This window comes from Segatella cerevisiae (assembly GCF_024054555.1).
Classification (GTDB): domain Bacteria; phylum Bacteroidota; class Bacteroidia; order Bacteroidales; family Bacteroidaceae; genus Prevotella; species Prevotella cerevisiae.
In genome coordinates this window covers 24,231-39,208 of sequence record NZ_JAMXLY010000003.1, presented here as the reverse complement: position 1 = coordinate 39,208, position 14,978 = coordinate 24,231, and the positions used below count along the sequence as shown (strand labels likewise).

Below are 14,978 nucleotides of genomic sequence, written 5' to 3'. Positions count from 1 at the left end.
CTGAAAGGGTTAAAAATACTTAATAGCCCGATGTTTCCAATTGCTGCATTTCTCATTCTTGATTATTATATCTATCTTTGGATTGCGATCAGCCTGGGAGAAGGTCGATCGTCTAAGGAATTAAAATTTGAGGTTTTCTGAAATTATTAAAAGCAGGAGGAATTTATGTTGAAAAAAGAAATTGAAAAAGCTCTGAATGAGCAGATCAACGTGGAAATGTGGTCAGCTTATCTTTATCTGTCTATGGCAGCCTATTGCCATTCTATCCGTCAGACAGGTATGGCTCGCTGGTTTGAAGTCCAGTTTAAGGAAGAGCAGGATCATGCTAAGATTCTGTTCAATTATATCGTACGCCGTAATGGCAGGGTTCTTCTGGAGGCTGTTGAGGCTGTTCCAAAAGAGTGGAAATCCGTTCGTGAAGTGTTCGTGAATACTTTGGGACATGAGCGTGAGGTCACTGAGAAAATCAATACCCTCGTCACTTTGACCAAGAAGAACAATGATTATGCTACAGAGAGCATGCTTCAGTGGTTCATTGACGAACAGGTAGAAGAAGAGGATGAAGCCAGGGACATTATTGACAAACTTGATATGATCAAGGAGAATGGCTTTGGACTTTATATGCTGGATAAAGAACTCGGTGAGAGGAAATATCAGCAGGCAGGGCCATTGGAGCAATCTGTCTTGTAAATCAAAACCGATATTCGTGTTGCAGGATGTATCTCGTCAACCGCTTGGCGGTTATTCTGTGAATAGTGATACAGCCTTGTCAACAGTTGAGGAGTCGGTGTCAATTAAATGGTGGTAAAACTGGTTTTTACTGCCATTTTTCTTCAGAAAAGGATTTGTGTATGGTGCAGTTGACTTTCTCGTAATAGCGACGGACTTTGATCGAAACGTATCTTGTTGGCGAGAGATAGAAGGTGGCTTGTTCGGCGTGGAACAGCACGAAGAGAGAAGATAAGTAAAAGATTGTTCTTGGGAATTCTAAAAATATTTTTATAGAAACAGTCACTGTTGTTGTGGCTTTTCCGACACCTTGTCCTAAATGGACTTGCCTATTCCGTCAGTTCGGAGCGTGCGGCAGTCGGTAGAGTCTGCAGGGATGGGTTGCCAGCTCTTTTCGGGGATGCCGATAGCGTTGGCAGAGACGTCACTGCTTTGTCTCTTCTGTCATGCAGTATAGTGAGAGGAATTTCCGATTCTAAAGATATTGGACGATTGTCCATGTGAGTGGATTGTCCATGTGAGTGAAATGACTATTAAACTTATGGGATTATTAAATTTTTATATGAAATGAAAAGAGCATTATTAATCGTAGACATTCAAAACGACTATTTCAAGGGTGGAAATATGGAATTGGTGCATCCTGAGGCCGCATGTGCCAATGCCATTAAAATAGCAGATGCATTCAGGGCAAAAGGTCTTCCTGTGCTTTACATGCGGCATATCGCTCAGGAGAAAGATGCGACTTTCTTTATTCCCGGCACAAAGGGTATCGAGATTCGTTCCGAGATACAACCGAAGGAGGGAGACAAGGTCTTCATCAAGCATTATCCCAACAGTTTTCGGGAGACAGGTTTGCTGCCTTATCTGAAAGAAGAGGGTATAACACATCTGACCATTCTGGGGATGATGACGCATATCTGTATTGACACGACGACACGTGCCGCTGTGGACAATGGTTTTGAGGTAGAACTCATCAGTGATGCCTGTGCTACGAGAGATCTGGAATATGATGGTAAAGTAGCCAAGGCTGAGGATGTACAGACCGCATTTATGTCGGCAATCAATGCCGGGTTCTGTCCGGTCATAAAAACTGAAGAATTCTTGAAAAAGTTCTAAGAGGCCCGTTTTTAAGGGCTTGTGAATAAAGGGTTATGTCAAACTCCGGTTTTGGCATAACCCTTTTGCATCTCTCCGACATAAGACCGATAGATCATACTCGTTTCTTCCTTTTTTATTCTCAAGTATTTTTATAATTTTTCTATTTGAGTACGATATTCTTTCGGGGTGCGTTGAGTGATGCTCTCAAATTGTTTGATAAAATATGGGACATTACTATACCCTGATTCGTAGGCTATTTGAGAAACGTTCAAATTGGAACATGATAGTAACTTACAAGCGTGATCCACCCTAATTTCCGCAAGACATTGGAAAATACTTTTATCTGTCCGCTGGTGAAAATATCGACATAATGCTGATGGATTTTGCTTGACGTAATCGGCGATTTCTCGCAATGTGATTTTCTCCTTATAATGGTTGTATAAATAGGTATATACTTTACTGACAGGTTCATTAGCTTCTACGGTAGAATTCGTACTGCTGTATGCCGTACTGGACAAAAATTTTGTATGTTTACATGCAGACAACCGCTCCAAAATTTGAAAGAGAGCGATTATCCGAAGGGTATATTCATAATGATCAATTTCTTGGAATCGTTGCCTTAATTCCTCGAATAACTCTTTATCATAAAAACGTATCCCATATTGGCTCTTTTGAAGCAACTGATAAATATACTGATAATCTGGAATATCCCCCAAATTAGAAGGAAATATTATTGGATGGAACTGCAAAGCTTCTCCGGCACTTAATTCAAAGTCCATCGTAGGATTCAGTTTAGCATTGCAAAGATGCAAATGTGGTACATTACTGCCGATTAATGCAATGTCACCTTGCTGATAGTCAAGAACCCCTTCCCCGACAAACTCTTTTCCACTTCCTCGTGTAAACAGCATAATCTCGTATTCGATGTGCTTATGGCGGGGCAATACGAATTGAGGATAAGGAATGTGACTACACAATGTTGTCCGTTCATGGATAATTTTACGTTCCAGTATGCCCATATTTCTTCTTTTTTCATTTCTGCAAATATAAGAAAGTATTTAGCAAATATAATAGAATTATATGTTAAAAATATGCCCTACCTTTACAGTGTCAAAAGATTGATATTTGGAGGTATGAATAATAAACCCATAACACTGATAGCATCCGATATGAACGGTACGCTCTTGGATTTAAAGGGAATACTGAATCCGGAGTTTTTTACTGCGTTTGAAGATTTAAGTAGTGAAGATATAATGTTTGCTGCTGCAAGCGACCGACAATATTACAACTTACTGAAACTTTTCACCCTCATCAAAGATAAAGTCATATTTATAGCAGAAAATAGAACTTATGTCCTTTTCAATTCTCAAGAACTGCCAATAGTGGATGTTCTCATAGAAAAAGCCCGTGAGGTTATACGTGAAGTTAGGGGAATAGAGGGAGCGTATCCTGTTTTATGCGGCAAAAACAAGGTATATATAGAGGATTGTCATCCGGATTTTGTAAAGCAGGCATATACCTATTATGGTAAGTGTGATATCGTACCGGATTTGATGAATGTCACTGATGACAGATTTCTGAAAATAGCAGTTTACGATTTCCGAGGTTCTGCTATAAACAGCTATCCCGTCTTCCTGAAATTGTAGAATCTAGTAAACAATATAATTATCCGATTATGAGTATCAATGATTTGAAAAATTACACTCCGGCTCCCGATTTTTTGCCGGGATTGGTCGGTTCATTTGCAAAACCCGCGTCCGAAAACCCTACTGTGGCTATCATGGAAGCCGCTTTCAAGCATCACGGTATGCACTACAGATATATCAACTGTGAGGTGGGACCGGAAAATCTGGAAGCTGCCGTAAACGGAGCTAAGGCCATGGGCTGGAGAGGATTCAACTGTTCCATACCCAACAAGATCAAGGTTATACAATATCTGGACGAATTGGGAGACTCTGCTAAAATTATCGGGGCTGTCAACACGGTCATCATTGGAAAAGACAAAAGAACCAGAGGTGAAAATACGGATGGGAAAGGTTTTGTGAAAGCCATTTCGGAAGTGACCTCCATTCCGGGCAAGAAGGTGGTACTGTTCGGAGCTGGTGGTGCTGCACGTGCCATCAGTGTAGAAATGGCTTTGGCTGGAGCTGCATCCATTACTATTTTGAATGTTCATGATACAGGGCAGGAACTGGCCGATTTGTTAAACGACAAGACGCCCGCCAAGGCGGACTTTGTCTTATGGAATCATTCTTACCAGATTCCGCCCGACACGGACATTGTGATCAATGCCACTCCCGTAGGGCTTTATCCAAATGTGGATCAGCGTCTGAACATGGATTCCGACACTTTTCAGCCTCACATGGTCGTGGCTGACTGCATCCCTAACCCTGCATACACCCATTTCGTCAAGGATGCAATAGCGCGTGGATGTCACCATGTACTTCCGGGCATGAATATGCTTGTCAATCAGGCTGTAATAGCCGTGAAATACTGGACAGGTGTGGATGTGGAGGCCGAAGTCATGCGTAACGAACTCAAAAAGGTACTTGATTTATGATTAAGATAATGGACTTTTCAATGTGAATACAGTCGCCTTCCGACTGGGGAATATTGTTTTTGTCTGTCCTGCTTATCGGTATGTCTAAAATCGGATTCCGTTATTTCACAACTGCGGTCAGCTGCTTGCCGGTATTGCTATTATTAGTTTAAATAATTATCTTTAATTTTATACACAATGGAATATAGGAATTTGAATGGAACCGGACTTTTTGTTCCGGCATTGACTTTGGGAACTGCCACTTTCGGTGGTACACATGGATTTGAAGGATGGGGACACACAGATGTGTCTGAGGCTACACGTATGGTGGATATGTGTCTGGATGCCGGTCTGAATATGTTCGATACGGCAGATATGTACTCTCGTGGGTTGGCAGAAGAAATACTGGGAAAGGCCATCGCCGGAAAACGCAATCGGCTGCTGTTGGCTACAAAAGGAACTTTTCCTATGAGTGACAATGACAGGAATGCCTCCGGAGCTTCGAGGTATCATATTATCCGGGCTTGCGAAGCCAGTCTGAAACGACTTGGTACGGACCATATCGACCTTTATTATATACACGGTTTCGATGCCAATACACCAGTTGAGGAGACACTACGCGCCTTGGATGACCTGGTGAGTAGCGGTAAAGTCGGTTACATAGGCTGTTCCAACTTTTCCGGCTGGCATTTGATGAAGTCATTGGCAGTTTCTGAAAAGTATGGCTGGCATAAATACGTGGCACATCAAGTGTATTACTCGCTCCTGAACCGGGATTTCGAATGGGAACTGATGCCGTTGGGTGTAGACCAACATGTGGGAACATTCATTTGGAGTCCTCTTGCGGCAGGTCGTTTGGGAGGAAAATATCGCCGGAATACTCCTATACCGGCAGATGGACGTGTAGCTAACGGAGGTGTACCTGTACGTGATGATGTCGTATCCTATGAACTGTTATACAACATCGTGGACGTATTGGATGAGATTGCTGCCGAAACCGGAAAGACAGTTGCACAAGTGGCGCTCAACTGGCTGCTGCAACGTCCCACCGTATGCAGTCTGGTTATAGGTGCACGCACGGAAGAGCACCTGAAACAGAACTTGGGAGCTGTTGGTTGGAACTTGTCTGAAGAACAGATTAAACGTCTGGAAGAAGCAAGTAGGCAACCTAAACCTTATCCTTATTGGCATCAGGATCAGCGACCAGAACTGAAAGCTCAATTGTTTTTTTAACGGATTAGTAATTTAAAAGAAGTATATCATGAATCGGTTATTATGCGTTATAATCTTATTGTTTAACTTAATGGCATTGGAAACCAATGCACAAGAAACAAGTAAAATGTATACCTATAAACAGATAGGCAATAAATATATCATCAGTGTCAGCACCGGTGAGGAAATAGTAAAAGCCCTAAATCTGTTTTGTGAAGAGAGGAAAATAAAATCCGGGAATATAACGGGATTGGGCGCCATCAACGAGGTGACTCTTCGTTTCTTTAATCCGGAAACCAAAAAGTACATAGACAAGACTTTCCGGGAACAGATGGAAATATCTAATCTGACCGGAAATATTTCTACCATGAATGGAAAACCTTACCTGCATATACATATCACTGTAGGAAGGGCAGATTATTCATCCCGTGCCGGACACCTGCTATCCGCTGTGTTAAACGGTGCTGGAGAGTTTGTCGTGGAAGATTTTGGGGAGGATATAGAGCGTACCTACAATCCAACTTTAGGATTGAATTGTTATGATTTTTCTAAATAAGGAAAAGTTATGAACATAACTTGGGATGCACAAGAATACTCCGATGTTTTCCTTTTGTTTACCACTATGGTGAGGACGTATTGAAACTTTTGGATATCCGTGCGGGGGATACAGTCATTGATTTGGGCTGTGGAAACGGCGCATTGACCATGTGGCTGGCAGAAGTAGAGCACATGCCATAGGCATCAATGCGCCCAAGGAAATGCTCTCGACCTCTTATCAACGGAATCTGATCCATCATCATTTCTGACGATTGAGTTTCATGTTTCTAAAAAGGAGAAGATTGCTATGTATATCCACAGAAAAGCCGTACCTTTGCAGGCAAAATTACTAATTATAATCAAGAAAACATTATGGCAAAGAAAGCTTTATTGATGATCCTCGATGGATGGGGACTCGGCAAGCATGGAAAAGGTGATGTGATATTCAACACTCCGACTCCTTATTTAGATTATCTGAATGCTGTATCAGCTCATTCTCAGTTGATGGCCTGTGGCGAAGATGTTGGCCTGCCTGAAGGTCAGATGGGAAATTCTGAAGTGGGGCATTTGAACATCGGAGCCGGCCGTATCGTCTATCAGGATCTTGTCAAGATCAATAAGGCTTGCGAAAGCGGAGAGATATTGAAGAATGAGGGCGTTGTGAATGCCTTCAGTTATGCCCGGAAAACAGGGAAGAAGTTACATATCATGGGACTGACTTCTACTGGTGGCGTACACGCATCTTTGGCACATCTGAAGAAGTTCATCGAGATCGGAAAGGCGTATCAGTTGAAGAATGTTTTCGTCCATTGCTTTATGGATGGCCGTGATACAGATCCGAAGAGCGGTAAAGGTTTTATTGCAGATGTACAGAAAGTCTGTGATGCCAACGGTGCTCATATAGCCGATATCATAGGCCGTTTTTACGCTATGGATCGTGACAAGCGGTGGAATCGTGTCAAGGAGGCTTATGACCTGCTCGTCGAAGGCAAAGGAAAACAAGCTTCGGATATGGTTCAGGCCATGCAGCAGAGTTACGATGAAGGTGTGACAGATGAGTTTATCAAACCCATTCACAACTCAGCGGCAGACGGCACCATTGGTGATGGGGATGTTGTTATCTTCCTCAATTTCCGCAATGACCGTGCACGTGAGTTGACACAGGTCCTGACACAGGCAGATATGCCGGAGGAGGGAATGCACACTCTGAAGGATCTCCAATACTATTGTATGACACCTTATGACGCCGGTTTCAAGGGCGTACATGTCCTTTTCCCGAAAGACAATGTTCAGGATACGCTTGCAGAATACCTGAGCAAGAAAGGTCTCCGCCAGTTGCATACTGCCGAGACAGAGAAATATGCTCATGTGACGTTCTTCTTCAATGGTGGCCGTGAAGCGCCGTTCCCGGGTGAAGACCGTATTCTGGTCCATTCACCGAAGGTCGCCACATACGATTTGAAACCCGAGATGAGTGCCTTTGAAGTGAAGGATAAGTTGGTCGGTGCAATCCGGACCCAACAGTATGATTTCGTCGTGGTCAATTTCGCTAATGGCGATATGGTCGGGCATACAGGCATCTATCATGCCATAGCCAAAGCTGTGGTCGCCGTTGACCATTGTGTGCATGATGTCATAGAGACGGCGAAAGCCAACGGTTATGAGGCACTGATCATTGCCGATCATGGCAATGCTGACAATGCCATCAACCCTGACGGGACTCCGAATACTGCCCATTCTCTGAATCCTGTGCCGTTCATCTATGTGACGGATAATAATTCCGCTACCGTCAAAGACGGACGTCTGGCAGATGTTGCTCCAAGTATCCTGCATATCATGGGCTTGGAACAACCGGCAGATATGACGGGTGAAAACCTGATCACTGATCGTTGAGAGACGGATCAGGTCTGCGTCATAGAAGTGTGATCATTTAAGTCGTATAATTATGGATGTCAAGATTGAAGCGAGTTGGAAAAAGCGACTGGGGTCAGAGTTTGATCAGCAGTATTTCATCGATCTGACGAATTATGTGCGTCAGGAGTACATGCACCATACCTGTTATCCACCGGGAAATCTTATTTTCAATGCCTTCAATCTCTGTCCTTTCGATGATGTCAAAGTCGTCATTATCGGGCAGGATCCTTATCACGAGCCGGGGCAGGCGATGGGACTGAGTTTTTCGGTTCCCCAAGGGATCATGATGCCGCCGTCTCTGATCAATATCTTCAAAGAGATTCAGATGGATCTTGGAACACCGATGCCTGATAATGGAGACCTGACACGATGGGCCAAGCAAGGGGTTCTGTTGCTGAACGCTACGCTGACGGTGCGGGCTCATATGGCTAACAGTCACCAGAAACTTGGTTGGGATCGCTTTACAGATGCTGCCATCAAGGCTTTGAATGCTGAACGGGAAAACTTGGTCTTTATGTTATGGGGGGGCTATGCGCGTTCCAAAGCTGCCTTTATAGACCGTAACAAGCATCTGATTCTGGAATCTGTCCACCCTTCACCTCTCTCGGCAAATAGGGGCGGATGGTTCGGCAATCATCAGTTCTCGCGTTGTAATACCTATTTGGAACAGCATGGTATCAGTCCTGTCCGTTGGTAGATTGATACCTGATTGACATTCAGGACTTAGAAGACGATGAATTATCGTAAAAAACTCCCAATTTTCCAGGTCGGCAATGTCCTTGTCGATCCTGATATCTTTATCGTGCGATTTTGCTGTGACCTGTCTGTCTGCAAAGGACAGTGCTGTGTTGAAGGTCAGGCAGGCCCTCCTGTCAGTCCTGCGGAAGTCGAACATATAGAGAATTGTATGGTTGCCGTGGCTGATGACTTGTCCCCAGCTGCGACGGAGGTCATCAAGCAACAGGGAATCTGGTACGTCGATGCAGACCATGACTTGGATTTAAGTATCGTGGGTTGTAAGGACTGTGTCTTTACTTTTTATGATCAAGAGGGCATCTGCCTTTGTGCATTGGAAAAGGCTTACCGGACGGGAAAAACAAGTTTTAAAAAACCTATCTCCTGTGCTCTTTACCCCCTGAGGGAAAAGGATTTCCATAATGGAACTTTCGGTCTGACTTATAAGTGGTGGGATGTCTGCAAAGGTGCTTTGGAAAAAGGGAAGAAGCAGAACCTTCCGCTTTATCAGTTTTTGAAGGATCCGCTTATCAGCCGCTTCGGACGTGACTGGTATGACCAACTTTGTGTGATGGCAGTACAACTGGCATTGAGGAAATTGATACCTCCTATAGCCAAACCTTAAAAGTTGGACTATTGTCGGAATGGCAGAGCGTATTCGGAAAGTTAAGACGGCACTAGCGGTTTTCGGTTTTTAGAATTTTCTAGGATTGAAAATCAGCAAGCGTTATTCCAACTTTTGACTGAGACGATAACTGGTAGGAGACATTCCGGTTTGTCCCTTGAAGTATTTTCCCATAAGTCCCTGATTAGGAAAGTGGAGGTCCATGGCAATCTGCTTGATGCTTTTGGACGAATCCTTTAGTTGTATTTTTATTTCTGCAGCGATATAGGAGTTGAGCCATTCGTTAGGCGTATGGTGGCTTACCGTCTTTACCGTTTCCGACAAGTACTTTGAGGTCATACAGAGGTGGTCGCTATACCACTTCACTCGGTGTGCCGTCTTGTAGTTCTCCTTGACGAGTTTCATAAACTCAGTGAAAATCGCTTCAGCTCTGGAAGATTGTCTGTCATCGCCACTTTGGATTTGATAAATGATGTTGCAGACATCGCAACTCATCGTGTTCAGAAGGAGTCTGATCGTATCTTTGCGGAACCGGTGTACTTTCTCCCTGATCTTAGCTCTGATGAGATAAAAATAGTTCATGATATCTTCTTCTTCACTGGGCTCAAGTTTCAATACCGGATGCTGTCGGGAGAAGAGGAAGAGGGTAGACAAGTTGTGTATTCCGGTGAATATCTGATGGAAAAAAGGATAACTGATCATGAAAGCGATGCCGATACAGTCCCGGCTCTGTTGGATGTGATTGATGACCTGTCCTCTGCCGATGATGATGATGTCACCGGTGAAAGCCTGAAGTTCTCTAGTGTTCAGGGAATATTTCAAGGAGCCTTTTGTGCAAAGGGCAATCAGCAGGCATTGTAGCCGGCATGGTTTATCCGGTAGCGGTATATCTGAAATCCTGTCAAATAGGATCAGGTCGTCATCCAGGCAGGCTTTGCTCTGACTGAGGCTTTTCGCTAAGGGGATGTTGATTTCCGTGATCTCTTGAATGTTCATGCTTCATGGGTTGTTTTACAAAGGTAGTGTTTTTTTCTTATCTATGTTAAAGTAGAGGAAAAACAGAACAGTTAAAACTATTATCGGGACATAAATGATCGCCATTAAGCAATTTTTCTGAGGCGTGTCCGCATGATGGATATGACGCAAGGAAAATCAGAACATCTTGGGATACAGTCCGCCTGTGAGTCTATTTTTTCCGGTATTCGGAAGGCGACATGCCGACTTGTTCCTTGAAATATTTTCCCATAAAACTCTGATTGGGGAAATGGAGTTCTTCAGCGATTTCCTTGATACTCTTGGTGGAGTTCTTCAGTTGTACCCGGATTTCCAATGATACATAGTTGTCTATCCATTCATTAGGTGTGCGGTGACTGACAGCCTTGACGGTCTCGGAGAGATACTTCGGCGTGATACAGAGTTGGTGTCCGTACCAACTTACCCGTCGTACTTTCTTATAGTTCTGTTCTACTAATTGGATAAAATTATTGAAGATGCTTTCTGCACGTGTTTGCTTGGTATTATTGTCGTTCTGTATCTTATAGATGATGTTGCTGACATCACTGATCATCGCTGCGATAAGCAGTTTGACCGTCTCTTTCCGGAAATGGTGTTCCTTTTCCTCGACCTTTTTCTTAATGAGTTTGACATAATTGAACAAGTTTGCCTCTTCTTCTGTATTGAGAGAGAATACGGGGTGGCTTTTCGAAAAAAGGAACAATGCAGATTGCTCATGGCTACCTGCAATGATCTCGTGGAAGAAGTTATAACTCAGCATGATCGCTATGCCGTTGCAGTCCCGGCTCAGCATAAAGTTGTTGGTGACCTGTCCTTCACTGATAATGATGATGTCACCAGATGTTACGTTCCTTTCCGTTGTATCCACGGTATACTGAGCCTTGCCATTGGTGCAAAGAGCGATCAGGAGGCAATTCATCCTTCTGGGCTCACTCGGGATAGGAATGTCGGATACACTATCGAAGAGAATCAAGTCATCCTCGATATAATCATCTGTTTTGTAGATTGTCTTTGCTTCGGAAATAGTAACTTCCTTCATGTCTGTATTGATCATGTTTACGTATTTTGGAACAAAGATAGTCATTATTCTCCAAATTCCATAAAAAAAACAAGAAAAATAGGAGAATGTTAGTTCTGTGTCTTTAGGGTTGGCAGTATTCTGCCCTTATTCGAAGGCCCAGTTTTGGTCCGGTTGGATGACCAAACCTTCGATATTTTGGATCTGGTCAGTTTGGAAATACTGGTCTCCTTCTACGACCAAGTCATGTTGTGAGTCAGTTGTAAATCGGCGGCAAGCCTGTTCGTCAATACGCCCATTACAGATATAAGTATAGTTGTTGAGGTGTATGGTTTCTCCTGAATGAGCGTTGCGGATAGTCAATCTGACCCATCCGGTGAATTGTCTTGGAAAGCGGTAGGTGATGCTGTTCGTATCGCAGAAGACCATTTCGGGGTGAAGGATTTTGGTGACCTTGTATCCCTGATGGTAATAGGAATTATCGCGCAGAGGATATTGGCGGACGTCGGTTGAGCGAACGGCTGATGTCCAGTTTGTGACTTCAGTCGTGCAAGCTTTCCAAGACGGGTCATAGGAGCGATTGTCCAGATATTCCTGATTGGCAGTGACATATCCGCAGGCTTTCTTGCAGGACCAGTCTTCGCCCGTCTGGTAGTAGAACGGTTGTCCGTATTTGGAAGTACCGTAATACGACAGCGAGATCTGTTTGTCCGTGTGTAATTGTGGATCAGGCGCATACCATATCGCGATTGTATTGGAATCCTCGCGGAGGATGTTGCTGATATCAAAGGTCATCTCCTGTATCGTGCCGGCATTGTCAGAGGGACCGGGAAGGAGAACTTCCCGACTGATATTGCGCTCATTGACGAAGATCTGGTAATGTCCGGTCGCCGCGATAGTAATCTTTGCCTGACTCGGTTTTTGGTACGTGATATAAGTTTTACGAAACCAGATTTCAGAACTGTTGTCTGCATTGGGATAAGAGATCCAATGCGTACCGAATTCCTGTGCGGAGAGGTGTCCTCCACTGAGGAAAAGACAGAAGAAGACGAGAATTATTTCTAATATTCGGATCAGTTTCATTTCACATTTATGGTTTGTGCTGCTTTGAAATTCAAAGTTTGGTGTTTGTTGCCGTATCTGACAGTAAGTGTCCCGGGCGTATTTGCCGTAATAGCAGCCTTGACGAGTCGGTGATGGTTCCATTTCAAGTCTACCGTATAATTTCCACGAGCCTTCAGACCGCTAATCTCTCCTGATGTCCATGTCTCAGGCAAAGCCGGAAGTAGTTCCATCGTCTCACCATCGCAGTTCATCAGCATTTCACATATACCTGTTGTCCCTGAGAAGTTGCCGTCGATCTGGAAGGGTGGGTGAGCATCGAAGAGATTAGGATAAGTCCCGCCTGCAGGCCGATGCTTAGGATCGTTGTAGTTGGATGGCGGAACATAGGTGAGCAATTTGCGGAGCATCAGGTAAGCTTTGTCAGGTCTGTGGAGACGTGCCCACAAACTGATGCGCCAACCTGCACTCCAGCCTGTCGTCTGGTCGCCTTTGATTTCGAGAGTCTTTGCGGCGGCAGCTGCCAGTTGGGGCGTTTTGCTTAGCGTGATCTGGAAAAAAGGGTATAGTGAGAGGAGATGAGACTGATGGCGGTGATGCCAGTCCTGGTCAGCCCAGTCCTCATACCATTCTTGCAGGTTGCCGCGTTTCCCTATTTTAAAAGGAGCCAATCGCTTGAGGTCTGATTCGAGTTCGGCTGCAAAAGTTTCATCCGTGTGAAGTATTCTTGCTGCCCGTATCGTATTCTCGAAAAGTTCGCGGATGATGACCATGTCTGTCGTGCCCCCATAGAGTGTGCACCCTTGATAACCTTTATCCGTAATGTATTCGGCTTCAGGAGAGGTACTCGGAGCTGTAATCAACTCTTCCGGTTTTTTAGGATTAGGGATCAGCCACTTGTGCATGAACTCTGCAGCCCCTTTCATGAGTGGATAAGCTGTATGGCGGAGGAAATTCGAGTCTCTGGTGTAGTCATAATGATCCCAGAGTGTTTCCACCAACCAGGCTCCCCCCATATTCCAATTGCTCCATTTCGGACTTTCTCTCTTCTCTCCTACAGGGTTGGTCATGGCCCATGCATCCACGTTGTGTCCGGCACACCAGCCTTCGTCGATGCCATAGTAATGTTTTGCCGTATAACTGCCAGTCACTGACATGGCCTGGAGCAGTCCTGTCAGAGGCATAATGAGTTCGGGCAGATTCGTGACCTCTGCCGGCCAGTAATTTTCTTCAAGATTGATGTTGATCGTATAGTTGCCTCTCCATGGAGAGTACTTTTCAGGGGCCCACAGACCTTGGAGATTAGGCGGTAGTCCGGGCGTTCTGGAACTACTGATCAGGAGATACCTGCCAAACTGGAAATAGAGTGAAACCAGGTATGGATTCTGCTCTTGACGATCACTGTAATCCATGAGTTGTTGCCGGGTGCTTCGTGTCTGATCAAACTCAGGTTTCCCGAGTTGGAAGCGGACTCTTCGAAACAGAGGCATATAGTCCTGCAGATGCCTTTGGCGGAGTTCTTGATAGGTAAAATTGACGAGGTGCCAAGCTTCGTCTTCAGACGTTTCCAGATAGGGTGCCCCTTCTTTGACGGGATCTTTGTCGAACCCATTGTAGCTGGTCTCATTGACGATATAGATTTCGGCGGTATCGACACTTTGAAGACGTAAGGTGGAGTCGGAGGCTACAACTGTTCCCCCATGATTCCTGACCGACAGAAGAGTGCAGAAATGGATGCTTTTCGAGACATCGCCTATCACATGTCCGGTCATGGTAATCTGTTTCTCCGAAGCTCTCGCATTGTGCGGGATCAGTGAAGTGAGAGACAAGTTGCAGTTGATGGATCCGTCTTTTGAGGCTGTCAGCCTGATGGCGATGGTCTTGTCAGGATGGGAAGCAAAATATTCCCGGGTATAATGGATGCCTTGGCGCGTATAGCGGACTGTGGCAATGGCACTGTCCAGACTCAAGGTCCGTTTATAACCGGAGAGTGGAGATTTGTCTCTGTCTTCGATCTGGAGGAGGCCTAAAGGTTGGTAATAAGATGAGTTGTGTCCTTGCACATGGAGTTGTAAGGAGTCAGCCGCCTTGTAATCTTCCCTGAAGAGCGCTTTTCTGATCACCGGGATCCACTTGTAGGCATCCCCGCCTTCTGCTGAATCGACGGGGGCACCGGTCCATAAGGACAAATCGTTGAGGTAGACCGTATCCCTGTTCGCATTGCCATAAATCAGAGCCCCGAGTTTTCCATTCCCTATAGGGAGAGCCTCCTCGAACGCCCTCGCAGGTTCACTGTACCAGAGACACATCGGAAAGGTAGAGACCCGGCGCGCATGCACTGGGAGAGTCATGAGAGTTGAAAATAGAGTCAGCAGCAGTTGGTGTGTTTTCATTCTATGATGAGTTTTCTGATATGGCCTTCAGGTCCTCTGACAGATATTAACATAAAAACAAAGGCGAATCCTATTGATCCGCCCTTGTTTTATTTGAGTTTG

14 protein-coding genes are annotated in these 14,978 nt (G+C 44.7%); 9 read left to right on the top strand and 5 right to left on the bottom strand.

What is annotated here, in order from left to right; genetic code table 11:
* Positions 1 to 165: 165 nt before the first annotated feature.
* Positions 166 to 690 (top strand): ferritin, encoded by a 525-nt coding sequence (locus NG821_RS01485; protein ID WP_252759892.1) that lies wholly within the window; start codon positions 166 to 168, stop codon positions 688 to 690.
* Between the two features lie 606 nt (positions 691 to 1,296).
* Positions 1,297 to 1,845 carry a cysteine hydrolase family protein gene (locus NG821_RS01480; RefSeq protein WP_252759891.1) on the top strand — a complete coding sequence of 183 codons (549 nt, stop codon included), beginning with the start codon at positions 1,297 to 1,299 and terminating at the stop codon, positions 1,843 to 1,845.
* Positions 1,846 to 1,976: 131 nt separating this feature from the next.
* Here NG821_RS01480 and NG821_RS01475 read toward each other — a convergent pair whose 3' ends face one another.
* Entirely contained in the window at positions 1,977 to 2,846 is an 870-nt protein-coding gene (locus NG821_RS01475) for an AraC family transcriptional regulator (protein WP_252759890.1), read from the bottom strand.
* On the opposite strand from NG821_RS01475, the gene NG821_RS01470 reads away from it, so the two are divergent.
* From NG821_RS01470 to NG821_RS01440, 7 genes are all read left to right on the top strand, one after another.
* A complete protein-coding gene (locus NG821_RS01470) occupies positions 2,817 to 3,473 on the top strand; it encodes an HAD hydrolase family protein (protein WP_252759889.1) in 657 nt (218 codons plus the stop codon). The two genes, NG821_RS01475 and NG821_RS01470, sit on opposite strands and share 30 nt — an antisense overlap.
* 29 nt (positions 3,474 to 3,502) lie before the next feature.
* On the top strand, positions 3,503 to 4,387 hold the full coding sequence (locus NG821_RS01465) for a shikimate dehydrogenase family protein (RefSeq protein WP_252759888.1): 885 nt from the start codon (positions 3,503 to 3,505) through the stop codon (positions 4,385 to 4,387).
* Positions 4,388 to 4,564: 177 nt separating this feature from the next.
* The gene (locus NG821_RS01460; protein WP_252759887.1) at positions 4,565 to 5,599 is read left to right on the top strand and encodes an aldo/keto reductase; all 1,035 of its coding nucleotides are present in this window, start codon (positions 4,565 to 4,567) and stop codon (positions 5,597 to 5,599) included.
* Between the two features lie 106 nt (positions 5,600 to 5,705).
* Positions 5,706 to 6,134 carry a PPC domain-containing DNA-binding protein gene (locus NG821_RS01455; RefSeq protein ID WP_252759886.1) on the top strand — a complete coding sequence of 143 codons (429 nt, stop codon included), beginning with the start codon at positions 5,706 to 5,708 and terminating at the stop codon, positions 6,132 to 6,134.
* A gap of 353 nt (positions 6,135 to 6,487) precedes the next feature.
* Positions 6,488 to 8,008: a 2,3-bisphosphoglycerate-independent phosphoglycerate mutase gene (gene gpmI / locus NG821_RS01450; protein ID WP_252759885.1), complete on the top strand. Its 1,521-nt coding sequence runs from the start codon at positions 6,488 to 6,490 to the stop codon at positions 8,006 to 8,008.
* Between the two features lie 52 nt (positions 8,009 to 8,060).
* Positions 8,061 to 8,726, top strand: a complete 666-nt coding sequence (gene ung / locus NG821_RS01445; RefSeq protein ID WP_252759884.1) for a uracil-DNA glycosylase — start codon at positions 8,061 to 8,063, stop codon at positions 8,724 to 8,726.
* A 36-nt stretch (positions 8,727 to 8,762) separates the two neighbouring features.
* Positions 8,763 to 9,389, top strand: a complete 627-nt coding sequence (locus NG821_RS01440; RefSeq protein WP_252759883.1) for a DUF3109 family protein — start codon at positions 8,763 to 8,765, stop codon at positions 9,387 to 9,389.
* Positions 9,390 to 9,491: 102 nt separating this feature from the next.
* Here the strand turns inward: NG821_RS01440 and NG821_RS01435 are convergent, their stop codons facing one another.
* From NG821_RS01435 to NG821_RS01420, 4 genes are all read right to left on the bottom strand, one after another.
* Positions 9,492 to 10,385 (bottom strand): AraC family transcriptional regulator, encoded by an 894-nt coding sequence (locus tag NG821_RS01435; RefSeq protein WP_252759882.1) that lies wholly within the window; start codon positions 10,383 to 10,385, stop codon positions 9,492 to 9,494.
* Positions 10,386 to 10,575: 190 nt separating this feature from the next.
* Positions 10,576 to 11,457, bottom strand: a complete 882-nt coding sequence (locus tag NG821_RS01430) for a helix-turn-helix domain-containing protein (RefSeq protein WP_252759881.1) — start codon at positions 11,455 to 11,457, stop codon at positions 10,576 to 10,578.
* 111 nt (positions 11,458 to 11,568) lie between these two features.
* On the bottom strand, positions 11,569 to 12,504 hold the full coding sequence (locus NG821_RS01425; protein ID WP_252759880.1) for an alpha-L-rhamnosidase N-terminal domain-containing protein: 936 nt from the start codon (positions 12,502 to 12,504) through the stop codon (positions 11,569 to 11,571).
* Positions 12,501 to 14,876, bottom strand: coding sequence for a glycoside hydrolase family 95 protein (locus tag NG821_RS01420; protein ID WP_252759879.1), 2,376 nt, complete (start codon positions 14,874 to 14,876; stop codon positions 12,501 to 12,503). Before NG821_RS01420 ends, NG821_RS01425 begins: the two co-directional genes overlap by 4 nt.
* Between the last annotated feature and the right edge of the window lie 102 nt (positions 14,877 to 14,978).

Bases quoted from the DNA above. Each gene is read 5' to 3' on its own strand.
- NG821_RS01485 (WP_252759892.1), top strand. From the start codon at position 166: ATGTTGAAAAAAGAAATTGAAAAAGCTCTGAATGAGCAGATCAACGTG.
- NG821_RS01480 (WP_252759891.1), top strand. From the start codon at position 1,297: ATGAAAAGAGCATTATTAATCGTAGACATTCAAAACGACTATTTCAAG.
- NG821_RS01470 (WP_252759889.1), top strand. From the start codon at position 2,817: ATGGATAATTTTACGTTCCAGTATGCCCATATTTCTTCTTTTTTCATT.
- NG821_RS01475 (WP_252759890.1), bottom strand. From the start codon at position 2,846: ATGGGCATACTGGAACGTAAAATTATCCATGAACGGACAACATTGTGT.
- NG821_RS01465 (WP_252759888.1), top strand. From the start codon at position 3,503: ATGAGTATCAATGATTTGAAAAATTACACTCCGGCTCCCGATTTTTTG.
- NG821_RS01460 (WP_252759887.1), top strand. From the start codon at position 4,565: ATGGAATATAGGAATTTGAATGGAACCGGACTTTTTGTTCCGGCATTG.
- NG821_RS01455 (WP_252759886.1), top strand. From the start codon at position 5,706: ATGTATACCTATAAACAGATAGGCAATAAATATATCATCAGTGTCAGC.
- gpmI (WP_252759885.1), top strand. From the start codon at position 6,488: ATGGCAAAGAAAGCTTTATTGATGATCCTCGATGGATGGGGACTCGGC.
- ung (WP_252759884.1), top strand. From the start codon at position 8,061: ATGGATGTCAAGATTGAAGCGAGTTGGAAAAAGCGACTGGGGTCAGAG.
- NG821_RS01440 (WP_252759883.1), top strand. From the start codon at position 8,763: ATGAATTATCGTAAAAAACTCCCAATTTTCCAGGTCGGCAATGTCCTT.
- NG821_RS01435 (WP_252759882.1), bottom strand. From the start codon at position 10,385: ATGAACATTCAAGAGATCACGGAAATCAACATCCCCTTAGCGAAAAGC.
- NG821_RS01430 (WP_252759881.1), bottom strand. From the start codon at position 11,457: ATGATCAATACAGACATGAAGGAAGTTACTATTTCCGAAGCAAAGACA.
- NG821_RS01425 (WP_252759880.1), bottom strand. From the start codon at position 12,504: ATGAAACTGATCCGAATATTAGAAATAATTCTCGTCTTCTTCTGTCTT.
- NG821_RS01420 (WP_252759879.1), bottom strand. From the start codon at position 14,876: ATGAAAACACACCAACTGCTGCTGACTCTATTTTCAACTCTCATGACT.